8 protein-coding genes are annotated in these 25,975 nt (G+C 62.2%); 2 read left to right on the forward strand and 6 right to left on the reverse strand.

What is annotated here, in order from left to right; genetic code table 11:
* Window positions 1-289: 289 nt before the first annotated feature.
* The 6 genes from J3U87_RS08935 to J3U87_RS08960 form a co-directional block, all read right to left on the reverse strand.
* Complete coding sequence (locus tag J3U87_RS08935; protein ID WP_237382696.1) at window positions 290-11,593, reverse strand: pre-peptidase C-terminal domain-containing protein; 11,304 nt, start codon at window positions 11,591-11,593, stop codon at window positions 290-292.
* 1,100 nt (window positions 11,594-12,693) lie between these two features.
* On the reverse strand, window positions 12,694-15,783 hold the full coding sequence (locus J3U87_RS08940; protein WP_237382697.1) for an efflux RND transporter permease subunit: 3,090 nt from the start codon (window positions 15,781-15,783) through the stop codon (window positions 12,694-12,696).
* Complete coding sequence (locus J3U87_RS08945; protein ID WP_237382698.1) at window positions 15,780-18,962, reverse strand: efflux RND transporter permease subunit; 3,183 nt, start codon at window positions 18,960-18,962, stop codon at window positions 15,780-15,782. Before J3U87_RS08945 ends, J3U87_RS08940 begins: the two co-directional genes overlap by 4 nt.
* Window positions 18,959-20,047, reverse strand: a complete 1,089-nt coding sequence (locus J3U87_RS08950) for an efflux RND transporter periplasmic adaptor subunit (RefSeq protein WP_237384491.1) — start codon at window positions 20,045-20,047, stop codon at window positions 18,959-18,961. The genes J3U87_RS08945 and J3U87_RS08950 overlap by 4 nt, the downstream gene beginning before the upstream one ends.
* Window positions 20,048-20,561: 514 nt before the next feature.
* Window positions 20,562-21,938 carry a formimidoylglutamate deiminase gene (hutF, locus tag J3U87_RS08955; protein WP_237382699.1) on the reverse strand — a complete coding sequence of 459 codons (1,377 nt, stop codon included), beginning with the start codon at window positions 21,936-21,938 and terminating at the stop codon, window positions 20,562-20,564.
* A gap of 107 nt (window positions 21,939-22,045) precedes the next feature.
* Window positions 22,046-22,807 (reverse strand): hypothetical protein, encoded by a 762-nt coding sequence (locus J3U87_RS08960; RefSeq protein WP_237382700.1) that lies wholly within the window; start codon window positions 22,805-22,807, stop codon window positions 22,046-22,048.
* A gap of 766 nt (window positions 22,808-23,573) precedes the next feature.
* Here J3U87_RS08960 and J3U87_RS08965 point away from each other — a divergent pair.
* On the forward strand, window positions 23,574-24,758 hold the full coding sequence (locus tag J3U87_RS08965) for a type IV pilus twitching motility protein PilT (protein WP_237382701.1): 1,185 nt from the start codon (window positions 23,574-23,576) through the stop codon (window positions 24,756-24,758).
* 66 nt (window positions 24,759-24,824) lie between these two features.
* Window positions 24,825-25,835, forward strand: a complete 1,011-nt coding sequence (locus tag J3U87_RS08970; RefSeq protein WP_237382702.1) for a DNA-binding transcriptional response regulator — start codon at window positions 24,825-24,827, stop codon at window positions 25,833-25,835.
* The last annotated feature ends 140 nt before the right edge of the window (window positions 25,836-25,975 follow it).

The raw sequence follows: 25,975 nt of genomic DNA on the forward strand, positions 1-25,975 counted from the left end.
ATTGCTTCGAAGCGTCGGCCCGGCGGGCCAACCTACAGACCTGAAACCACTTACGCGAATTTCGGGCACTGCGGACCTATGTACTTCGATGGATGCGATACTGCAAATATGATGAGCTCCGCTCTCGAGCTGATCGAGACTCCGCAGCTTGAATCACTCCGGTGGGTCGACCGAGCCGGCTTACCGCCCCTGACCAACTTACCGCCGCGCGCCACTTCTTCGCGAGGCCGTACTCCGATAGCGGGCGTCCCCGTGGGGACACCCTCGTCATGCAAGCAGGGACCGCTCGCTAGTTTTCTTCCAGGCAGGCGATCAGGGCCAAGATGTTGCGAATGTCGATTTCGCGATCATCGCCCCATGTCGTCAGCAGGTTGCGGTAGGCATCCTCGCTGAAGCACAGCTCCGTGGTGACGGTCACCGTGTAGGGCCCGAAGCTGTAGGTGGGCTCGCTGTCCTCCGCCAACTCGAAACGGGTGAACACGATCTCGGTGGTGCCGTCCTCGAAGGCCGCTACGGCGCACAACCGCAGCAGGGTTCCCGTGGTCTCGATCGGCGTCAACGGATTCACGTGGGTGATGCTCAATACACCCGGTTCACTGTTCACGATCGGGTCGCCCCAACGCTCGGTCAGGGTCTGATCGCGCTCCGTGCCGGCGTCGAACGTCACCACCGCGGGGTCGTAGGTCATCTCGAAGCTGAACCCGTACGCGGGCCCGCTGGGAAGCTGGGTCAAATCCAAGGCGATCTCGAAATCGGTACCGGGCTCGACCTCGATCACGCCCCGGGCGTCGCCCATGTGGATGTCGAACAACGAAGGCGCCGGCCGTGATCCGGTCACCGCCCCGTCGCAATAGCGATCCAACAGCCGCACTCCGCGCCGCAGAATATTGACGGCGTCGATGGTGGAAATGCTGCCGCTACAGTTGGTATCGGCGACGCACAGCGGTATCGGGTCGAAGGGCGTCTGGATTGCCGTCATCAACCGCAACACCTGAAGCGCATCGAAGGCCTCGCGTGCATTGCCGTCGGCATCCACATCGCCGATCGCCGCGAAACAACCGCCCGTGGTGCAGAACCTGCCGCTATCCAACCGCGCGGCCGGGACGCCGTTGTTGAACTGAAACTCCTCCGGCACCAGCGTCAAGGGCGTACACCGGTTGCGCAGAGCCGATTCGTCGACGGCGAAGATCAGTTTCACCAACATCTTTTCGCCGGTACCCACCAGTTCCAATTGCTCGCTGTTGGTGGCGAAGATCCGCACCGAACCGGGCGTGGTCTGGCTGTCGTCCAGAATCTCCCACGGCTCGATCAAGGTGCCGGATGGGTCGGCGCCCACGTACGTCAGCAAGTCGGGATCGTAGTCGACCCGCGCCTGGAACGAGGTGATGTGGTACAGCGCCTCGATCCCTTGGGTGAAGACGGGAATGGTCACCTCGAAGCCAGGGGCCCCACCGTGATCGTCGTTGATCCACACGTCCAGGCTACCGCCGAGGCGGGTGCAGTTGTCGAAACTACCGACATCGCTGACCGACTTGCCCTGGAAATCCAGCCGCAGCACCAGATTCACCTGCTGCCCGAGGAAGAAGGCGGTGTCGTAGGTGACGAAGTAGACGCCGCCACCCAGATCGGCGACGCTGGCGGGTGTCGTCAGGGCTCCACCGTTTTCGCTGATGGCGAAATGGGCGGTGGTCAATCCCGAGATCGGGCTGTCGTTGGCCTCGGCCCGCACCGTCAGGCCGATGCGCGGGCATTCGGCCACGGAGATCGATTCGATTTCCAGGCCCAGGTCCAGGCTGAAATAGTCCGCCAACAGGTTCAGGGAGTCGTAGTCCTCGAACGCGCTGACCCCGATGTACCAGGTTCCGGCCTGCGGCTGATCGACCACGATCCGCTCTTCGTTGCCCTGAAGCGAGCTGCGCCGGTCGAATTGGTCCAGCCCGGCCGGTTGACCGAAACGCAGGTAGAGATCGGCGTCGCCGACACCATCCCAGATGTCCACGGTCAGGCGATCCTGGTTGGGAGGTACCTCGATGAAGAAACACCGGAAGGTGCCCCGCAAGCCAGCGAGATCCGTCACGATCTGATCGTCGAAGACCTCGATGCAGTCGGTGTTAATGCAATTGCGGTAACTCGCCGAACCGAAGGCGCTGTTGCCACCGCTGCGAACCGTGACGTACACACCGTGTTCTCCGCCGTTGGGGAACGGCGTGGTGTAGCTGAGTTCGTAGCGACCCGGCTGTTCCAATTCCCGGAAGCTGAAGGAAATCTGGCGATTGTCCTCGAAGAGCGTGAACGCATCGGCGGACAGGCCCTGAAGCGGCTCGCCGTCGCGCAGGACGACCACCCGCGCGGTGATGGTCGGGCAATCAGCGGTGAAGACGGCATCGACCACCATCGAGAGAACCGAAGCGTCGTAGGCCGCGCGCAGGTTGGTCTTGAGGTAGTCGTCGAAGCCGCGAATCGCGATCCACCAAACCCCACCGGCCGGATAATCGACCGCCACCGACTCGTTGTTGCCGTCGCGTTGCGGCCGGAAGTCGAAGACCTCGGGTGTCGGTGGTTGGCCCTGGCGCACGTAGAGATCGGCGTCGCCGCTGCCCAGGAAGGTGTCCACCGTCAGGATGCGCTGACCCGGCGGCACCGTGATGAAGAAGCATTGCCAACTGCCGGCGACCCCGCTCAGGCACTCGACCACCTGCTTGTTGAAGATTTCGGTACAGCCTTCGAGGCGGCAGGTTCGGAAGGGCGTGGAGGCCGCCACCGTCATCGCATCCACCGTCACGCTGACGTCGACCTCGTGCAGGCCGCCATCGGGTTGACGGGCGGTGAAGAGGAGCCAATAAGTTCCGGCCTCGCTATCGGCCTGGAGCTCGAAAGCTACCGCGGCACCGTCTTCCAGCAACGTGAACTGACCCGAGGTCAGGCCCTCGACGCCCACACCGTCCCGCATCACGCGCAACTTGACCCGCAGTTGCGGACAGTCGGCCACGAGCACCCCGATCAGGGAGAAATCGATCGGGCCCGGGTCCGGCGGATCGGTCACGGTGACCTGCACGTCGTCCTCGTCGTCTTCGCCACTGGGCCCGTTGTCGGGCGTCGAATCCGAATCGGTTTCGTTGGCCGCGACCACCTCGCCGGAATCGCCAAAGGACCCGGCCGTCGTGGCCCGCGCGATGAAACTGAAGCTCCGCTCGGCGCCAATGGCCAGTTCGCCGACCCGCCACAGACCGGTATCGGGCGACCAATCTCCCTGGCTGTTTTCGGAAACCAGGCTGAAACCGGAGGGCAGGGCATCGCGCACCAGAACGCCGGAAGCGGGGTTGCCGCCCTCGTTACCAACTGTCTGGGTGAACGTCACCAGGCTGCCCACCTCGACGGCGGTTTCCGACACGTCCTTTTGATAGTAGAGGTCGATGCTGCCCACCGACTTCTCGGCGTAGTCGTCCTCGGACACGTCGCCGTTGCCGGGCGTCGAATCGAAATCCGGCTCGTTGGCGGTGAACACCTCGGCCGAAAAGGTCTTGGACCCCACACCGGCCTGCAACACGACACTCAAGGTAGTGTTCTGGCCGGATGCCAAATCCCCCAGGTCCCACATGCCGGTACCGCCATCGTAGGTGCCGCCCGAATGAGAGACGTAGGTCAAGCCCTCGTCCAGGAAGGTGCGCACCTGAACGCCCGTCGCGGTGAACGGCCCGTTGTTCAGGACCAACACCTGGAAGGTGACGTTCTCACCCACGCCTGGCGTATCGTCGTCGACCACCATGTCCAGGCTGAGGTCGATACACCCGCGACGGGGCCAACCCAGATCGAGCAGCAGCGACTCGGCCAGGCCCAGATCGTGACGGGGGCCCAGGTAGAACGGCACCACCAATTGACGCGGATCCACATCCGGGTGGAAACTCACCGCCGTTCGGTTGGTTTCGACGGGGTTGCTGCCGTACATCAGCACGTGCCCATCGTCGTTGGTGCCGAACGCCAACGATTCGGCGGCCTCGACCAGGGTCGGGCCGGTCCAGTAGAGGTCGTCCCGATCTCGAGCGGACGTGAAGCGCTGACTATCGGTCATTTGTGGCCACGAGAGATTCTTGCTGTCGTCGCGCAGGAAGGTCATGTAGATGTCGTCGGTATCCTGCAGGCGGGCGCCGCGGGTATCGCTGTTTTGGTCCAGATCGACCGCGGTGGTCATGCCCAAAGCACGCACCAGCTCGCGCAGCACCAGTGTCACGAAGTCCACATCGCCGCCGGCCGCGCCATCGAGGCCGTAGTAGAAGCGGGCGCCGGACAGGCACGTCGGAGGATCTTGGTTGTCGCCACAATCATCGTCGTCATCGTCGCGCTTATCATCGTCGTCCCCGCAGTCGTCGTCATCGCCATCGTCGCCGTCATCGCCATCGTCGCCGTCGTCTCCATCGTCACCGCCGGCGCAGGTTGGCGCCCAACGGCCCTCGCAGATTTGGCGATTGACGGTCGCGCTGGTCTGCGGAGAGACGACATTGGCATTGCTGCCGAAATCGAATTCCACATGGCTGAGAGCGTGGAAGTTACACAGTGCATCGATCCAAAGAAGGTAGGTGTTGCCGTCGATCAGGGCGAACTTGACTTCGAATCCCAGGCTGGTGGCCAGTTTGCGATCACCCACCCCCACCAGGGTCACGGTCTGGGAAACCCGGGCCGCCTTCAGGGTGACGTCCACGCTGTTGCCGGCACCCTCCACTTCGATGACGAAGATGTCGCGCATCCAGGTGCGGTCCTCTCCGGTGCCGATCGGGGCGTCTTCGAACTTGACGCGATTGCCGCGATTCTCGACCACGTAGTTCACCTGACTGCCGACACAGCCGTCATTGGTGAAGGCATTGCCCACCTGGCTGTCCGGAAGACTGTTGAACACGGCGACGATATCGGCTTCCTCGCCGTCGAGATCCTGCCCGGCGAGGGCATTGGCCAGGGCCGAGGGGTACCAGGTGTTGCCGCGCAAGGCGCCGGAAAAGTCCTTGTGCCAGGAGAGGTTGCGGGCCACGCCCAGCACGGTCTCGTCCTGGTTGCAGGCCATTTCCGCGAAACGGGCGATCACATGGACAGGTACCGCACTTTGGAACTTGTTGCAGAACAGGGAAGCCGCGTGGCTAAAGGCGATCATCCGCTGCTCACCGAGCGTGGTGCCCGGATTCCCGCCGACCGGGTCCACGGGCGTCGGATCGTTGAAGCCGAAGGCCTCCACGTCGTCCGTGGTGAAATCGATGTTCAGGCAATCGACACAGGTTCCCTCGCCCGGATCGACCGCCAGTTGCGCGGTATCGTAATCGTCCTCGGCGTTGGCGCCGTTGCCGGGTGTCGAATCCGGATCCGGCAGATTGGCGGCGATCACCTCGGCGGTCAGCACGGCGTTACCCATCTCCGTCACCAAGGCCTGGATCTGTACCTGAGCTCGCGAACGCACTTCGATGTCCAGAATGTCCCAGACACCCGTACCCTCGTCGTAACCGCTGCCGCCACTCACGAAATCGAGGAACCCGGGCAGTTGGTGCCGCACGGAAACGGCACCGGAAGCGCGCGGACCGGCGTTGTCCACGGCCAATGTAATGGTGACCACTTGGCCCACTTCGGGCGCGGGTCGGTCCACCGTGAGCGACAACGACAGGTCCGCTTCGACCAGCGCTTCGGGATTGATTTCGATGCTGTCCTGATCGTCCTCGGAAGCGAGATCGTTGCCCGGTACGGAATCGGGATCGGCCACATCGGACGTGGCCACCTGCGCCGTGTTGACGACGGTGTCCCCGGTGCCCACTTCCGTGACCAGGGTCAGGGTCGCCTGGGCTCCGGCATTCAAGGTGCCGACCGTCCAAATCCCGGTTCCGCTATCGTACTCGGGCGGGCCGGACACGAAGGTCAGGCCGGCGGGTAACTGGTCGCGCACGGTCACACCGGTGGCAGCATCGGGACCCGCGTTCTGGACCGTCACGGTGAAGGTCACCTGGGCTTCCTGTTCGGGCTCCAGGTTGTCGGCCGTTTTGATCAATGACAGGTCGGCGATGGCGATCGGGGCCTGGATCTGGACGGACACGCTGTCGCTGTCGTCCTCGCTGTTGATGCCATTGCCCGGCGTGGAATCGGGATCGGCATGGGTCGCCGTCAGCACCTGGCCACTGAAGGAAAGGGTGGTCGCCTGGCGGCCGGTAAAGGTGAACTCGCGCGTGGCGACCTCGCCGTCGGTCAAACCGGAAACCGTCCAGGTCCGGGTCTGGGCGTCGTAATTGCCGGAACCGCTGCTGGAAACGAAGTCGGCCCCATTGGGGAAGTTGAATTGTACCGATTGGTTGTCGGAATCGTCGGGCCCGCTGTTGCGCAGGTCGGCCCGCACCACGAACTGGGTTTCGAAGTCGGGTTGGGGGTCGTCGACGGAAAGGTCCAGGCTCAAATCGGCGAATGGCTCGCGATCGGCACCACAACTCCAACCGATGTCGGTCATCAGGCTCCAAGCCAGGCCGGGATCGTGGTCCGGGCCGGTGTAGGAGGGTTCCATCAGTTCGTTGGGTGACAGAGAGGTACTGAAATGGCTGACCGAAGACCCCTGGCGGTAGGGGTTGGGCGCGTACATCTGCACCAGGCCGCCGGCTCCGATGCCGCTGTCGAGGATTCCCGAAGCCTGGGTCACGGCGTCGCCGCTCCAGAGCAGGTCGCCGTCGTCGGTGGCCGAGGAGGCCCGCTCGCCGTCGCTCATTTGGTTCCACTGGCGACCGCTGCTCCCGTCGCGCAGGTGCCTCATGTAGACGTCGTCACGACCCAGGAAACGCCCGCCGTTTTGATTGACGAGGGTCAGGAACCCGAGCCCGTGCCCCAACTCGTGGAGCAACACGGTGACGAAATCGATGTCGTTGCCGCCGTTGCGATCCAGGCCGTAATACCAGTTGGTGTTGGCCAGGCAGCCGTTGTTGTTGTCGATCGACGAGTTGAACGTGGCCCGGATATCGGCGTGCTGACCCTGGAGGTCGGAGCCGGCGATGCGGTTGGCCAGGGCGGCCGGATACCAGGTGTCGGCCAGCTCGGCTCCCGGAAAATCGCGGGCGACAGTCTTGGGTCCGGCGGAGCCCAGCACCCCGCCGGAGCTGTTGCAGGTCAAGGCATCGAATTGGGCCTCGATGACGATGTCGACCGTGCTGTTGAGGCCCGCAGCCCAGATTTCGGCCGCGTGCTGAAACGCGATCAGCCGTTGTTGGCCGATGGTGGTGCCGCTGTTGCCGCCGACCGGAGTGGCGGGGCGGGTATCGTTGAAGCCCTCACCGGGAGCGTCGGCGTTCAGGATGGTAATGGCGGGACGGCTGCTGCCACAGTCCGGAACGACGGACATCGAGGTCCAATCGTCCTCGTTGGGGTTGCCGTTGTTGGGCGTGGAGTCGGGATCCACGGAAGAGGCCGACACGATTTCGGCCGTGAGCACCTTGGGCGAAATGCCGAGTGCCTTGAACCGGAGCAGGAGGGTGTCGGTCGCGGCGGGATTCAACGAAGTAACCTGCCAGGTTTGGGTGGCGGCATCCCAATCACCGGCGGGGTCGGCGCTGGTGAACAACATGCTGCCGGGAAATTCGATTTCGACGACGGCGTGGTTCAGCAGATCCGGCCCGTCATTGGTGAGGTCCAAATGAATCTCGACCGTTTCTCCGGCAGCGGGGGTCAACTCCTGCTCGCGGAAGGCCAAACGCAGGTCGGCGCTGCCGAGAATCACCGAATCGTAGTCGTCTTCGGTGGTCACCAGGTTGCCCGGTGTGCTATCCGGATCCGCTTGCGAGGCGGCCGAAAGGTAGGCCACCAATTCGTCGGCGACCGCGGCATTCTTGCGATAGGTGAGGGTCAGGGTCGCCTGGGCCCCGTTGGCCAGAGGCGAACCCAGTTGCCAGGTACCGTTCGAAAAGCTGCCGACCGAGGGCACGTCGTTTTCCACGGTGTAATCGGAGAGCGCGGGAACCTGGACTTCCAGTCCCTTGGCATCGTCGGGACCGCCATTGGCGACCGTGACCGTGGCGACCAACGTTTGACCGACGGTGGGATTGGGATCATCCACCTCGAGTGTCAGCGATACGTCGGCCACGGCGGGCTGTACCGTGGCCGAATCCCGATCGTCCTCGGTGTCGTCGCCGTTGCCGGGCGTCGAGTCCCGATCCGGTTGGGTCACGGAAGTGACTTCGGCGATGTTGGTCACCGCCTCGAAGGATTCCATCGTGGCGGTCAGCTCCAGCGTCACCTCGCCGCCGTCGGCGATCGAATCCACGGACCAGACGCCGGTATCCGACAGGTAGACGCCGGGCGCCACGTGGGACACGTACGTCAGGCCGTCGGGTAGCAGATCGGTGACCACCACGTCGGTGGCGGTGTCCGGTCCGCCGTTGGCGACGCGGATCGTGAACACCACGTCATCCCCGATCGCCGCCTTCGGAACGTCAACCGTCTTGGTCAGGCCGAGGTCGGCCGAAATGGCTTGAATCGTGACGCTGTCCTGGTCGTCCTCGGTGGGCACCATGTTGTTGGGCGTCGAATCGGGATCGGGCCGATGGGAGGCGGTGATTTCGATCGTGTTGGTAACGGCATCCGCGGTATCGACCCGCATCACCAGATTCATGAGGTGGAACTCGCCGGCTGGAACGCTGCCTGGCTGCCACACGCCGTCGGCGGGATTGAAGCTCCCCGAGCCGAAATGGGTGACATAGGTCAGGCCGTTCGGGCTCTGGTTGAACAACCGATCGGTGACCGCCACCCCGATCGAATCGTTGGGGCCGGCGTTGTCGATGCGCAACTGATAGGTCACGTTTTCACCGACCGCCGGTTGCATTTCATCGACGCTGATGGACACACTGAGATCGTTGTCACCCAGGGGTTGGCTGGTGATCACCACCTGATCCCAATCGTCTTCCTGGGGATCGCCGTTGCCGGGTGTGGAGTCCGGATCGGGATAAATCGAATCGCTCACTTCCGCGGTGTTGGTGTAGGTCGCCACTCCGTTGACCTGCACGGTGATGTCGATATCGGCGCGGCCGTCGCTGAAGACGGTCCCCACGCTCCACTCGCCGGTTTGGGCGTTGTAACTGCCGTCCCCACTTTGGCTGACGAACGCCAGACCGTTGGGCAGCAAGTCGGCGACCTTGACGTTGAAGGTGGTGTCCGGGCCGTTGTTGAAGACGGACAACGTGAAGGTGATTTGATCGCCGATGGTCGGCGCGGCCTGATCCACTTCCTTGCGCAGGCTGAGGTCGGCCGAACGCGGCGTGCCCCCGCCGCCGGTGGGAATGCAGACGCGGCCGTCGGTGGTCAACGGAATCGGCGTCTCGTTGTTGAACACGAAGCGATCGAACACGATTTCGGAGCAGGCACCGGCCGGGAGGTCGGGGCGCACGTTGAACACCAGGCCGAGCAAAATGTCGTCGCTGGCGTTGTCGATCACGATCTCACGGGTACTGGCGGCGTTGACGAAGATCCTGCCCGAGTCCTGGTGGTTGTCGAAGACCAGATCCCAGTCGTGGATGACGGTTCCGTTGCGTTCCAGCGCCTGGTAGTCGAGGAAGTTCACGTCGTAGCTGAAGTCGACCTCGAAGGAGTTGATCTCGTAATCGCGATCCACGGCCTGAACGCGCACCGGCACCACGATCTGGGTGCCTGGCAACACGAGCCGATCGCGATCCATCCAGATGTCGACCGCGCCGCCGTTGGGCGTGCAGTTGTTGAACACACCGACGGCCGTCGCATTCGCCGGACCCAGGGTCACCGTCACCGAGGGAAACACATCGCCGGCGTGGAGCTGCTTGGTGGTGTAGTCGAGCCGATATCTGCCGCCGCCGAGTTCCTGGAACGCGGACGCCGAAAAGGCCGGGCCGCCGTCCTCGGAGAGGGTGAAGGCGTCGGCGGGAAGGCTGCCGAGCGTACCGTCATCGTCGGAGACTTCGACTTCCAGGCGAATGTCGGGACAGCCCACGGACGAGACACGCAAGATCCGCAGGGACAGGTCGGTGGCGCTGAAACTGGCGAACAGGTTGGTATTCAAATAATCGAGATTGCCGTGGAACCCCACGAACCATTCCCCACCATCGGGCTGCTCTTGGCGGACCGACTCGGTGTTGCCGTCGACGAGTGGCCGGAAATCGAATTCGGACAGGGTGGGCACCAAGCCGCGGCGGACGTAGAGATCGGCATCGCCGCCTCCGCCGAAGGCGTCGATCGACAGAACCATCTGAGCCGCGGGCACGGTCAACCGGAAGAGGCGCCAGGATCCCTGCTCGCCACTGATGCCGGTCACCACCTGGGCGTTGGTGAGGTCGCGAACCGCGGTCACGCTGGTCGAAACGAAATCGTCCTCGCCCTGGACCGCATTGCCTGGCGTGGAATCGGGGTCTTCCCGGGTGGAGAGCACGACTTCCGCCTGCCAGGGTAGGTATCCGCTCACCTCGGGACTCAGGGTCAGGGTCAACTGCACCTGGGACAGGGCGGTCAGGTCGGTGATGGTCCAAATCCGCGTTTTGGTGTTGTAACTGCCGGCATTGGCCACACCGGTGATTTGGTTCAAATCGTCGGGCAGGGAGACCTGGACCTGGACCTCATCCAGGTTGCCGGGGCCGCGATTGTCGAGTGTCAGGACCACGGTGTGGTTCTGGCCGACGACGAAAAAGGGGTCGGTGACCTGGAACCCCAGTTCGAGGTCCGACTGCTGGCGCGGCGGCCAGCCGATATCCAACAGCAGCTTGGCCGCGAGACCGGTGTTGTGCTGGGCGCCGGCGTAATCCGGCTTCAAGATGTCGGTGGGTGTCAGGTTGCTGTTCCAACTGAAGACGGACAAGCCCAGCTCGAGAGGGTTGGGTGCATACATCTGCACCTTGCCGTCGGGATCGACCCCGGCGGTGTAATTCAGCGCAGCGGCCTTGACCAGGTCGCCGGTCCAAAACAGATCGCCGCCGTCGATCGCCGATGCCTGACGCTCGGTATTGTTCATCTGGTGCCATAGCTTGCCGGTGCTCTTGTCGAGCAGGAAGGTGCTGAAAATGTCCTCGCCGCCAAAGAACTCGCCGCCGGTTTCCAGGTTGACGAAGGTGTAGAAACCGAGCCCCACGGCCAATTCACGCAGGGCGACCGTGACCATGTCGATATCCGAACCGGGATTCGCATCGAGGCCCAGGTACCATTGCGCTCCGCCCAGGCATCCCTGATCACCGTTCAGATTGAAATTGAACACCAGATCCACTTCACGCGCGGTGGTGGAGTCCACATCGGATCCGGCCAGCGCGTTGGCCAGCCCGACGGGGTACCAGGTCCCGGGTCGGGGTACGTTCACGCCCCAATCGCGCACCGCATTGGCGGGACGCCCCTGGGCCAGCACCGCCTCGCCGGCGGAGCAGTCCAGACCGGCGTCGAAACGGACTTCGACCTTGATCGGGATCTGGCTGTCGATGACGCGTCCCCAGATCTCGGCCGCGTGTCGGACCGCTTCGAGGCGTTGTTCGCCAAGGGTCGTCGCCGTGTTCCCGCCGACAGGCTTGACCGGCGTCGGGTCGTTGAAGCCAACTCCGGGGGGATCGACGCTGATGATCTCGAGCGTGGCAGCTTGAATGGTCATTCCAAGAAGCGCGAGGGCAAGCAGGAGGAATCGAAGGACTCCCATCCGGTAGCGGCACATAAGCACATTCCTATCTGTCCGATGTCAAAAAGCGAGCTCGTTAGCAAGGAGAGCGTCGAGGTGATCACCTGAAAAGCACGGTCGTTATGAAGATGGATAAGAGTGCATATGCCATAGAATCGGTTGGGCAAAACCGTGACTAAAGTTCCGCCGTCGAGAAATCCGGAAGTGCCCGTAGATGGAAAAAAGTGACAAGAGCAAGCGGTGCCGATTCAACCGACTAGCGTTTTGGGCGGGTTGGCGCCGCCAAGCATCGAGCAGGCAAAAAGAAGTCCAAAATTCGGCTTTCTTCACCCACGTAAGTGTCTAGAAAAGGGCGTAGTCGGGATGAGGGGCGTTTTCGAAGCCCGTGGCCGATCTTGGGATGGCCGATCTTCCCCATCGAAGCATCTTAGCGGGATGTGCCCGCATCACGAGAGAGTTGTCGTTGCAGTAGGTTGGGCCGCTGGCCCGACACCTCGAAGCCGTCGTGTCGCGAGTGGACGCCTATTTGACAGCGAAGGTGCGTTTGCGATGCTCGAAAAACCGGCTCGCTCGATGATCGAGTGCAGGTTTGGATGGGTTGGGCGTTATGCCTTTCCGATTCATCCGGGAATGTCCGGCTAATGAGTTAATTGCTAGAGTTTGATGAAAGACCTGTCGTCACTTTTCCCCAGGTGTCAAAGGGACCTTTTGCTGGGAGCCCTATCGAGGCTTAGTTTTAAACTACTGCAAGTAAAATGCTTGTGATTTTGAATTGCAAGCCGAGAAACCTAGGAAAGGTCGCCTGCAGGAACGATCCTTCTGCAAATGGGTCTTTCGGTTGACCCGATTCGAGGCGAGACGATTCTTGATCCGAGTCGGCTTAGCTCTTTGAGGAGTTGTGAATGTGCTCCGCTTCGGCTCCGAAGTGTCGGGCCAGCGGCCCAACCTACTGCAAGTGCCCTTCTCTTAAGACGCGGGCACTGTAAACAGGTCGGCTCCGGCGAGAATTCAAACTCCTCACCGAGCCGAACCCAGTCAGGACATTCTCAGCGATGGGAAACTGTCAAGCGATTCCCTCACCCCACCGGTTCCTGCTCCGCGGCGACGAGGCGCTTGCGGCGCGGCCGCCAATGAAACACACGCCCGAACCAACCGAGGATGTCCTCCATCAGGGTGATCGTCGCCGGCAACAACAGGGTCGTCAGCAACGTCGAAACCAGCAGTCCGCCCATCAACACGTAGGCCATCGAGTAATAGTAGACCCCCGCCAACGCCGGCTTTTGGACCGCGATCGGAACCAGGCCCATCAAGGTCGTCAAGGCCGTCATCAGGACCGGACGCAATCGCTCGCGTCCGCCGCGCAACATGGCTTCGTCACGCTTGAACCCGTCGCGCCGGTACTTGTTGATGTGCTCGATCATCACGATCCCGTTGTTGACCACAATGCCCAGCAACAACAGCAGACCCACGAACGCGGGCTGATCGAAATCGGTGCCGGTCAGGTACAGGGCCCAAAAGGCGCCGGCCAAGGCGAACGGCAGGGACACCATCAGCGCCAAAGCCTGGCGCATGCTCTCGAACAGGCCCGCCATGACGGCAAAGATCAACATCAGGGCCAAGGCCAGGTTGGTCATCATCTCGCGCCGGTTCTCTTCTTCCTCTCGCCGAAACGACTGAAAATCCCAATGATAGCCGTACGGCAGTTCCAGTTGATCGAGTGCCGCTTTGGCTGTCTTGCGGTGCTCTTCCTTCTTGCCTTCGGTGTACTTGGCACCGATCCACACGCCCGTGATCTTGTTGTTGCGCATGATCTGGTCGGCACCCTTGACGACCGCGAACTCGGCGAAACTCTCGAGCGGCACCGAGGGCGCACCCTCGCGCTGGACCGGCAGGTCCTTGAGGTGGTCCATGGTGGAAAATTCGCGGTCCTCGAGCACCAGCCGCATTTCCACCTCGCCGTTGGGATCCTTGAAGCGCGGCAGACGACGGCCGCGGAAGGTCAACTCCACCGACTCGCTGGGTCGCGACAAATCCACGCCGTACTCGCGGGCACGCTCGCGATCGATGCGGGTGTGCAGTTCCAAGCTGCCGCCCTCGGCCGTGGTGTAGTGATCGTGCAGGCCCGGCACGGTCTCCAGAATACGTCGCGCTTCCTCGGACAGTTCGGCCAGTTTCTCCGAATCGGGTCCCTGAAGCTGAAACCCGATGCGCTTACCGCGGTTGCGCTGCCAAAACGGCGCGTTGTCCTGGATCTCGATGCGCACCCCGGGAATCTGCGGCAAATAGGGCGTGAGCTCCTTGCGCACCATGCTCATGTGCGCCTCGTGGGTGTAGTCGTCCTCCATGTAAAGTCGGGTCAGGCACCAATTCGCACTGTACCAACTGTAGATGGACTTGACATTGAAGCGCCCCTTGACCGACTCCAACTCCTTTTCGACGCCGCTGATGATCTCTTCTTTGCGTTGGAGGGACAGGTTCTCGCTGAAGTGGTAGCGCATGCCGACGAACATCTCGGACTTGTTGGCTTCGAAGTTCTTTTCGATGTTGTCGAAGGGATAGTAGCCGGAACCGATGACCAGCAAACCCACGATCGGAATGACCCAGCGGTGCCGCAGGCTACTCCGCAGGATGCCGGTGTACATGCGTTCGATGAAGGACATCACCCGGCCGGACTCGCGCTTCTTGGCGTCGCGCTTGAGGAACTTGGCGGTCGCAAGCGGAATCAGCGTCTGCGAGATGAACAGCGACGCCAAGAGGGTGAAGCAGACGGTCAACGCCAGCTCCCGCAAGATGATGTTCATTTCCGAAGGTTTGGAGAAGATCATCGGCAGGAACACGATCACCGAGGTCATGGTGGCCGCCATGACCGCCACGGACACCTCGCGCGCACCCAGCAAGGACGCGACGCGGTTGCCGTAGCCCTTGCGTTGGTAGCGGTCGATGTTCTCCATGATGACGACCGCGTTGTCGACCAACATGCCGACACCCACGATCAAACCCAACAGGGAGATGGTGTTCAAGGTCTTGCCCTGCGCCCAGATGATGCCGCAGGCCACGATCAGCGAAAACGGGATGCACATGACCCCGACCAGGGTGGTACCGATCCGCCGCAGGAACAGGAAAAGGACGATGCTGGCGAGGAACGCGCCCACCAGGCCGGTGTTCTTGAGCTCTTCGAGCGTGCGCGTGATCTCGTGACCCTGATCTTCCCAAACCAGGAAGTTGATGCCTTCCAGCTCCTCGTCCTCGCCCATAGAGGCCACCTTGGCCCGGATCGCGTCGCAAACCTCGACCGTATTGGCGCTCGACTCCTTGGTGACACTCAACCCGACGGCGAATTCGCCGTCCAGGTGGCGGCCGTACTCGAGCGGCGGCTCGCGGTAGCTGACCTCCGCGACGTCACTGATCTTGAGATTGGTGTTGGGGATCGGCAGTTCGGCGATCTCTTCCACGGTTTGGAAGGAGCCCCGCGTGCGCAGGGTGTAGCGCGCCTCCTCGTTGCGCAGGATCCCGATCGATTTGTCCATGTTGTTGGCGTTGAGGGTGTGGAGGACCGTGCGGGCGTCGATCCGGTGCCGCTTGAGCGCGTTCAGCGACAGGTTGACCTTGACCTCGCGCGGGTTGACGCCGTCCAGCATGACCGCGGCGACGCCGGGAATGCGTTCCAGCGGCCGAATGATCTTGCGTTCCAGCAGGTCGTAGTCCTTGCTCAGGTCGCGACCGGAGGCCAGACGGGCTTCCATGATGGTTTCGCCGGTTTCGCGCGGGTTCCAGAACGGTGCCACCTGGATGCGCTCCACATCCTCGGGCAGATCGGCGCGAATGCGATCGACGCGCTCCAGCACCTCGGTTCGCGACAGGTCCATGTCGGTATCGAAGGAGAAATTGAGGCTGACGCGGCCGCCATCGGTATCGCTGCGGGACCAGATGTGTTCCACCCCGCTCATCGAGCTGAGGGCTTCTTCGATCGGTCGCACGATGAGGCGTTCGATCGCGGCGGGCGAGGCGTTGGGATAGTCGACGATGACGAAGAGCTGCTTCTCTTCGATCTCGGGCATGAACGCCAGCGGAAGCTGTTTCAACGCAATCAACCCGATGACGCAAATCGACACGAGAATCATCGTGGCGGTGACCGGACGGCGAATGGACAGTTCGGGTAAAGTCATCGGGTTCCCTCCGGAGTGAAGCCGGCCGCCCGGTGTTCGGCGGCTTCGATTGCGGCGGCTTCTTGAACGGCAGCCTCGATTTCCTCTTCTTCTTCGCGTGTACGCACCCGCGAGGGCACGATCATGTACGCCGCCGGAACCACGATCAGGGTGAGCAGGGTCGACACCAGCAAGCCGGTCACGACCACCACGGCCAATGGCTGGCGCAGCTCGGCGCCCTCGCCGAAGCCGACGGCCATCGGGACCAACCCGAGCACGGTGGTGAGGGTCGTCATCAAGATCGGGCGCAGGCGTATCTTGCCCGCGTGAACCACGGCTTCGAGCTTGTCCATGCCGAATCGGCGGGCGCGGTTGATGGCGTCCACGAGCACGATCGCGTTGTTGACCACCACGCCCACCAGGAAGATGGCGCCCAGGAAGGCGATGATGCTGACGGCGATGCCGCTGAGATACAGACCCAACAAGACCCCGGTCAGGGCGAAGGGAATGGTGAACAGGATGATGAAGGGGTGCACCATGTTCTCGAAGGTGGCGGCCATCACCAGGTAGACAAGGAAAATGGCCAACAGGATCGCGAAGAACAGGCTCTCGAATGATTCCGACATTTCCGCACTCTGGCCGGCACGCTCGTATTGGATGCCGGGGGGCGGCGGGAACTCGGCGATGACGGACTCGATGCGGCTCAGGGCGCGATTCAGGCCGATGCCCTTGAGTTCGGCGGAAATGATGGCGACACGGGCCTGACGGATGCGGTGGATTTCGGCCGGGCCGCGCGCGGGTACCATGGAGGCTACCGCCTTCAGGGTCACCGGCATGCCGTTGTTGGTGCCCACCACGATGTTCTGGATGTCGGTGACGCTGTCGCGATCCACTTCGCGGTTGCGCAGCCGAATGTCGATCTGACGGTCGGCATCCTGAAAGCGGGAGACGACCACGCCGTTGACGCGATCGTGCAACGTGGTGGAGACGTCGCGCACGTTCAGACCCATGCGCGCCATTCGCTCGCGGTCGAACACCACGGTCAGTTCGGGATTGCCGGACTCCAGCGAGGCGCGTACGTCGGCCAGTCCCTCGACCTGCAGGAGGTGGTTCTTGAGTTCGAGCGTGTAGTTGCGCAGCAGGTCCAGATCCTCACTGTAGAACAGCAGCTCCACCGGCGTCTTGAGGCTGAAGAACGAAGGGCGACCCAGCTTGACGGTCAGGTTGGGGATTTCGCCGTAGGCCGCGCGAAGCTTCTCGGAAACCTCGTGCTCCACGGCATCGTTGCCCCGATCCTCGAGCACCACGTTTACCTGGGCGAGGTTCTCGTCCTTGGTCTTCAGGGACAGGCCGCCGGAAACGCCGCGACTGCCCACCGTGGTGTAAATCGTTTCGATTCGGTCGTCGGCAGTGGCAATGGCTTCCATTTCCAGGACCGCCTGGTCGGTCGCCGGCAGGGCGGTGCCCTCGGGCATGGTGACTTCGTAAAAGAATTCGCCCTCGGTCAGCGCGGGTATCAGTTCCTTGGTCAGCCTGGGGTAGAGCTGGAGACTGGCGGCGAACACGATCACGGCCACGGCCATGGTCAGCCAACGCAATCGCAGGCAGCCGCGCAACACCGCTTCGTACATGCGCGAGAACAAGCCGAGCGACTCGTCGCTGCCCTCGATTTGGGCGAGCGTCCCCTTACCTGCACCGGAGTTGGCGGGGGTCTTGGCCTTGACCGCCCCCGAGGAGCGGCCCAACGAGGCCAGCATGGGAATCAGGGAGAGCGACACGATCAGGGAGGCCAACAAGCTGAAAGTCACGGTCAGCGACTGATCGCGGAAGAGCTGTCCGGCGATGCCCTTGACGAACACGATCGGGAAAAACACGGCGATGGTCGTGAGCACCGAGGCGATCACGGCGCCACCCACCTCGTAGGTCCCTTCCACGGCCGCGCGCGCCCGCGACAGGCCTGCTTCCCGTTGGCGATGAATCGCCTCCAGGACGACGATCGAGGCGTCGACCAACATGCCGATGCCCAAGGTCAAGCCGCCCAGTGACATGATGTTGAGCGACACGTCCAGCTTGTACATCAGCATGAAGGTGGCCACCACCGAAAGCGGGATACTGGTGGCGATGATCAGGGTCGCCCGCGGGTCGCGCAGGAAGAGGAACAGGATGCAAATGGCCAGCAGGCCACCGATCAGCAGGGCGTCGCGCACCTCGTTGATCGACTGTTGGATGAAGCGGGACTGGTCGAACAGCAAATCCAGCTTCATGCCCTGCGGCAGCTCGTTGGGCAACCAGCCGATGGTGGTGCGAACGGCGCGCGCCACCTGAACCGTGTTGGCGTCGCCTTCCTTGAAAATCTCCAGGGTGACGCATTCCTCGCCGTTGACACGCGCGATTTCCACGCGGTCCTTGGTGCCCCAACTCACTTCGGCCACGTCGCCGAGCTTGACCGGCGGACTGCCGGGCGGCGTGATCGTGAGGTTGGCGATCTCCTTCACGTCCTTGTACTCGTTGAGGGTACGCACCAGGTATTGGCTTTCGGTGCTCTTGAGCGAGCCGCCCGGGCGGTTGATGTTGGAGGACGCCAACACCTGGCTCAAATCCCCGGGGGTCAGCCCCATGGCCGTCACCCGGCCCTGCATCATGTTGACGTGGATTTCCTCTTCCTCGCCGCCCTTGATCTGGGCCGAGGCCACGCCTTCCAGCTTCTCCAATTCGTCCTTGATCTTCTTTTCGGCGACATAACGCATGAGCGTCAGGTTGTCCGAGCCGGAGAGCGACACCCGCATGATGGGATCCAGCGCCGGATCGTAACGCAAAACGATCGGCTTTTCGGATTCGTCGGGCAGAATCAGGCGATCGAGCTTTTCGCGGATGTCCATGGCCAGGGTGTCCATGTCCGCGCCCCACTGGAACTCCAGCGTGACCTCGGAAACCCCCGCGCGGGAAACCGAATGGATCTGGCGCAGACCCTTCAGCACCCCGACCGCCTCTTCCACGGGCTCGGTGATCAGGTTCTCCACTTCACCCGGTGCGGCATTGGGAAACTCGGTTTGAACGGTGAAGGAGGGATGGCTGATGTCGGGAAGGAGGTTCAAGGCCAGGCGCGAGAGACTGACCCCACCGAACGCCACCACGGCCAGCGCCACCATGAAGATGGTGACCCGGCGTTCCACTGAAAATTCGACAAGCCCGCGAATCACAGCGAGGCTCCCGTGAAGCCGCTGTCGGCGCCCGCCGCTCGAGCACCCGCGCCGCCTTCCTTGACGTCGATGGGAATGCCGTCGCGCAGGTTGCGCTGACCCTTGACCACCACCATGTCATTGGCGGTGATCCCTTCGAGAATCTCGGTTTTGCCGGATTCCACGAAGCCCACTTCCACCACGCGACGCTCGGCCTTGCCGCTGTTGCTCACGTAGAGAATCGATTCGCCCTTCTCCTCGAACACGGCCACGCTGGGCACCAGCATGGCGTCCCGCCGCAGCTCGGTCACGACCCGTGCTTCCACGAAGTCGCCGGGCCGAATGCCCTCGGGGTAACTGGTGATTTGGGCGGTCACCTTGACCGTACCGGACTCGGCATCGACGATGGGGCTCACCAGGTTGATGATGCCGGTCAATTCGGTGCCGTCGGAATCGCGGCGAATCTTGATCTCCTGGCCAGGTTGAACTCGACCCAGCCGGTTGGCGGGAATGTAGACGCGCAACAGCAGCGGGTCCACGTCCATGATCTGGAACAACTCGGTGCCGGGCTGGACGTTGGCGCCGAGATCGATCAGCCGGCGCACGAGGCGGCCGCTGAAGGGTGCGCGCACCTGCGTATAGGACAGGGCCAACTCGGCCTCTTCGACGCTGGCCATGGCGCGCTCGACCTGGTTCTCGATCTCGTCGTACTCCTGCGGGGAAAGAAATCCGGCTTCCCGCATCTTGGCGCGACGCGCCTGTTCGTTCTGCAAATGCTTCAGTTCCAATTGTGCCTGACGAACCTTCAATTTCTGGTCGTCGTCCTCCAACTGGAGCAGCATCTCACCGGCCTCGACGGTGGCGCCCTCTTCGTGGGCCAAATGCCGGACGACCCCGGTCGTGCGGGCCAAAATCGAGGCGCGATATTCGGCCTGAATCGTGGTCGTGGTGGTGTAGTAGGAAGCGGCATCGTCCACTTCCACGGTTGTCACCGCGACCGGTATCGGTTTGACCTCTTTCTTCTTGGCGGTCTGACCGTTGGCGGCGGGCTGTTGGCCGCCCTGGGTCGCCTGGCTGCACCCGATCTGCAGCGCGCCAACGACCATCAAAATCAAAATCCCCACTCGCTGAAAAGTCCCCAAACGAACCATGCGCAAAAACCTCACCTGTTCCATCAAATCCTTCTCCCATACCTTAAGCCGTCATGATGTGACCCCACCTTAATTGTCGGATCCATTCACACGTTTCCACACGACAAGTGACAACCTCGTGGCGACGCCTCGGGCCCCATCCGAAAACGACGATCCGGGAAACGGAAATCGGCATTACATCGAAACTTCCCCCGCAACGCAATGAATTCCAACTGAAAGCCCTCTCGTTGGCGTCGACGGGACAAGAACGACGGATCGAAGATCAACTGTGCGCTTTATACGCGACCCATTCCCAGTATGTTCGGCCACGGTAGGCCGTTCATGTCATTTTTTTGAAAAAGCGGCTAAACCGGGCGAAAAAGTGGACGTAAACGGCGCCCCACGTCAAAAAAGCGCGTGGAGCACCGACCTACATACATTATTAATGGGTTTATCCGCGAATCACAAAAATGTCGGAAGAAGATGTCGTTCAGCGATTGCCCAGCGAGGCAAGGGCGGCATCGAAATGCTCTCGGATCGCCGAACCGTCGAGGTGTTCTCCAGCGCGGACGCGCCAGGTTCCGGCGGTGATGGTGCCGAGCAGGGCGCCGGCATCCAGGCCGTGAATCAGGGTCGCCATTCGGCGTGCGGGTTTGCAGTGGTGCAGCAGCGGATGGGCGTTGTCGAGGATCACGGCGTCGAAGGGTTCACCCGTGGGGAACCAGGCGCCGCCCGGCTCACCCATGGCCGCGCGCCCACCTTCGAACGCGGTGCGAAAGAGCTGATCGCCGCTGTCGTCGCCGGCTCGCGTGCAGAGGACGTTGCGGCGTCGATCGTTGAGACGCTGGCCGTAGTCCAACCAGCGCAGTTCTTCCATGGGACTCAAGCCGATGTGGCTGTCGGTGCCGATCGACCAGGAACCCCCGGCTCGATGGTAGTCCCGAATCGGGAAGAAGCCGTCCCCCAGGTTGCCCTCGGTGGAGGGGCACAGCACCACGTGGGCACCGCGTTCCAGAATGCCGCGCCATTCGAATTCAGCGACGTGGGTGGCGTGGACCAGGTGGAAGCGATGGTCCACGGGTACTTCGTCGAGAAGCCAGGCCACGGGCCGCCGGCCCAAGTGCCGCAGGCATTCGTCCACTTCGCGAACCTGCTCGGCGATGTGCAGGTGGCGCGGTGCCGACTCGGGTGCTTCACCGAAGATGCGCCGGATTTCGTCCGGTTCGGCGGCGCGTAGAGAGTGCACGCCGACGCCGACGCGGACGCGTTCGAAGGCTTCGGCGCAGCTTCGCGCGTCTTCGACCAGGCCCTGGTAGGCGTCGACCGAGCCGGAAAGGAAGCGGCGTTGCTCGGGCAGGGCTCCCCTGCCGAAACCACCGAGCCGGTAGTACATGGGCACCAGCGTCAAGGCGATGCCGACCGCATCGGCGGCCCGCATCAGGCGTTGGGCCATGGCGGCGGGACGGGGATAGAGGCTTCCGTCGCGATCGTGGTGAAGATAGTGGAATTCGGCCACGGCCGTGTAACCGTGGCGGAGCATTTCGGCGTAGACCATGGCGGCGATGGCTTCCATTTGGTCCAGATCGACGCGCAGGGCGAGGTCGTACATCGCTTCGCGCCAGCTCCAGAAATCGTCGGCCTCGCCGCGCAGATGCTCGCCGAGACCGGCCATCGCGTATTGAAACGCATGGGAATGCGCGTTGCGAAATCCGGGCACCGCAAAGCCCGGAATCCGGTCGCAGGGCTCGCCGTCGTGCGGCGCTCGGTTGGAGACCGACAACAGGCGGCCGTCGCCGTCGGCAATGACGAATCCGGGTTCCAGCCAACCCTGTTCCGTCAAAATGCCATCAAATCGAAATCGGGGCATGAGTCAAAACCTCCCAGTACCATTGACTTTCATTGGGGTTCCGGCAATCGGCGGAACGGGTGCCCGCCGCATTCGTCGGGTGGAGGCCGCGGCGTCGCGGCGATCGCTCATCGACGGCGGATTCTCGCGATGATATCCGTGGCGTAGATGCGCATGCGCTTGAGCCGCTCGAGCTCCATTTCGTCCAGAATCCCCACATCCACCTCGTGATCCAGTACAAGCAGCCCGCGGAGCAGGCCGTTCAGTTCCAGAGTGAGTACCACCATACAGGTGGCGGCGGGCAAGTCGTGCGTTTCCAGTTGGCGATAGCGAACCAGGAAGACTCCGTCAGCCAATTCCTCGGTTCCATCGGCGTACTGAGAAATGATCTCCTCGAAGGTGAACTCGAGGCGTCTGAAATGAAACCCATCATAGCCGGTGTGCGCCACAATGTGAAAGTGGCGATCTTTGGGCCCGCGCATCAGGAACCCACCCCGAGACAGGTTGGGTATCAGCTCGATAAAGCGCCGCAGGGCGAAGGATGGCGCGGCTTTGGGATCCTCGCCGAGCATTTGCATCACGTCGCAGACCGCGCGCAGCTCCTCGGTCTTTTCGGCCAGGTGGCGACTCTGGCGCACCATGATGGCCCGCAGCTCCTGGACCTCCTCACGAGTCCGACGACCGGACAACCAGGCGACGAACCAGGTCACCGCCATCACCAGCACCAAGTACACGAAGATTTCCGGCCAGGCCGGGGATTCGAGGGATTCCGGCGCCAAGGGCAACCAGGCCAGGTGCCGACTCAGCCCCGAGGTGCGCAACCGGCCGAGCCAGCCGGTGACCGCCACGGGTCCGGAATCCATACAACATCGATCAGTGTCATCCTGCATGGTGTTCATGTCTCCTAAAACTCCCGAGAACCACCCGATCAGGAAAGCTCCGGACCGGACCGAAACAAAAAGAAAACCCCAATGATTGGGCCAAAAAGATCACCGGCAAGGAACCGAAATGTGAAGATTCCTGAATTATCGTTGTAATGGGGGGTCAAGGGAAGCCAAAATGCCGAATTCCGTCATAAACCCGTCAAATAACCCCCAAGTCGTGTATCACGACCATGTTGCAAGAGACAAAAGATGCCGCAAGACGGCATCGGCGACAAAAAAGTGCCTCTTCGCGGCATGCGGCGAAGGTGAACGGGTTCCCGGACGGACCAAGGCGATCGGCGCGATCTTCCACGCCGCATCGGCTCGAGCCCGCCGTGGACGGATCGCTTTTCGGGACGAAACCAGCCACCGAGCCATCACTCCGGTGGACCCTCGCCCTGGCCGCTGAAGCGATGGGGCGCCAACATTCGCAGGCACGGGATTAAGCGTTGTATCCAAAGACTTTTGGCATGACCGCCCCATTTTCGAGGGTCTCTTCGGTCGCGCCGCTTGGCCACCGCGGGACCGTCCGCTGCCGGCCCAGGTGAACGCCCAGCAAACAAATACTTTATGCCCGAGTTATGTTGGATTAGAATGAATACTCGGACTTCATTCTTCGATTCATCGAAACGCTCTCCCACCATCACTAGCCGATAACCGACGCAATGAGCACGCGACCGACCCGGGATTCCTGCTCATCCGCCGTCACAATGACAAGGCCAGGACGGGATTCGTGAACCCTTTTGAGATTGCCCCCATTCTTAAACGCATCATGAGCGTGGCATCGCGTGCCTCCGATATCATCTTCAGTCCGGGTTCGCCCCCCAAAGTGATGATCGACGGATCACTGGCCGAAGTACCGCTGAAGGACCTGCGCCCGCTGAGTCCCTACCAGACCGAAATGCTCGTGTTGGATCTCCTCAAGGACAAGCCCCAAGCTCGTGAGACTTTTCTCAAAACAGGGTCGGTGGATATTTCCTATACCTTGGAGAAAACCGGCCGCTTCCGTACCAACTGTTTCCGCCAACGGAACAGTCTGGTCATCGTCATGCGCGTGATTCCCACCCTGATCCCCACCTTCGACTCCCTACATCTTCCCCAGTCGCTGCTCGGCACGCTCGATCTGAAGAACGGCATCGTCCTGTTGACCGGACCCACCGGCAGCGGGAAGAGCTCCACCATGGCCGCCCTGATCAATCTCATGGCACAGAAATACGCCTATCACATCATCACGATCGAAGATCCGATCGAATTCCTCTACCCCAAGACCAAGAGCATGATCCACCAACGCGAATTGGGCGCGGACACCCAGAGTTTCGCAAACGCGTTGCGGGCCGGATTGCGGCAGGCGCCTCAGGTCATCATGGTGGGTGAGATGCGCGACGTGGAGAGTATCGAAATCGCGCTGGAAGCCGCCGAAACCGGCCACTTGATCATGTCGACCCTGCACACCATCGACGCGGCCAAGACCATCGAACGCATCATCGGCGTCTTCCCCAAAGAGCAGGAATCGGTCATTCGCAGCCGGTTCGCACAGACCTTCCGTTTCATCATTTCGCAACGACTGCTGCCGCGTCCGGACGGCAAGGGTCGGGTCGCCGCGGTAGAGGTCCTCAAGTCCAACGACCGCACGCGAACCTACGTTCTCAAGGGCGGGCAGGCCGCGGGCTCTCTCGAAGACGCCATGGTCGACGGTTCTCACGAAGGCATGCAGACCTTCGACATGGACCTGCTGGACAAGGTCAATCGGCGCATCATCAATCGCGACATCGCCATGCGCTACGCCACCAACCCCAACAACCTCGGCCTCAAGTTGGGCATTTTGAAGCAGGAAACCGAGACCCGCCCCAAGGACGAAACGACCGACGATTCATTGACTCTGGAAAAGATGCCCGTTTTGGGCCTGGACAATTTCTGACCTTTTCTCGCCCTCGCTGCACAGGTGTTCCATTTCCACGATTACCCCAAAGGGAGTGTTCGAGCCATGAATTTAGCTTGCGGGCGTTGCACCAGAATCATCGTGGTGCCCGACATTCCGCTTCCGGACGGTTACACCCAGAAATGCCCGGCCTGCGGGCACGACAACCCGGTCGACGACCGGCCTCCGGCCAAGCGACCGACACCGCCGCGCCCATCCGGATCCCAGCAGCGAGGACAGTCGTCGAGCACCTCGGCCAATCGCACCCGGCAGCGTCAGGCGGCTTCGCCGCGCCGCGATCCCGACCCGTACGAAAACGCGATGGACCAATTGTTCGCCAACGCGCCCAAGCAACCGCCCCAGCCCTCGTCACCATCACCGACACCGACACCGACACCGACACCGTCCCACCAAGCGCCGACCCAAGCGGCACCGGCGCCCGCGAACAACAGCGCCGCGGACAAACTGCGCAAGGAGTTCCAGGGCGAGCTGGAACGCATGCGCCAGGACCTCCAGAACCAGTTCGAAGGCCGTCTGCGCATGCTCGAAGACCGTCTGGCGACCCAGGCCTTGAACCCACAGGTCATGATGGGCCATCAGCCGGAGGGGGAAAGCCAGAAAGCGTACCAATCCCAAATCCACGAGCACCTGTTGCAGAACCACGTTCTGGTGGCCACGCAAACGGCGTCGGTCATCAAGAGCTGCGAGGCCACCCTGCAACGCCAGGGTTTTCAGCTCCAACCGGTCACCGCCTTGGAACAGGCCCTTGAACAGATCAGCAACAAGTCCTTCCAAATCGTCATCATCGACCAGCGCATCCTCAAGTACGCATCCGACAGCCAGGCGCTGCTGAACCGAATCAAACAGATTTCGCTGCCGGTGCGGCGCTGCCAACTGTTCGTCATGATCACGCCCAACATCACCACCGGAGAGAGCCAGGTATTCTATCAATGGGGGATCGACCTGAACGTTCACCCCAGCGACCTGGAAAAGCTGGATCAGGTCATTCAAGACATCAACGCACTCAAGGAATCGATCCTCGAGGACTACCTGGCCCACCTGTACGCCTACTACTGACGCGAACCCGAAGCGAGCGCGACGACCCAGCCCGAATCCCCGACCCCATCCAAGGGCTGCGCAAGCGAGCGCTGCAATCCCCCGTCCCGAACGAGGCGCCGCGCGTCGTAGCGGCCCCCAGCCGGGACCCGAGCAAGACC

Origin of the sequence: Sulfidibacter corallicola, from assembly GCF_017498545.1 — a bacterium.
Classification (GTDB): Bacteria; Acidobacteriota; Holophagae; order Acanthopleuribacterales; family Acanthopleuribacteraceae; genus Sulfidibacter; species Sulfidibacter corallicola.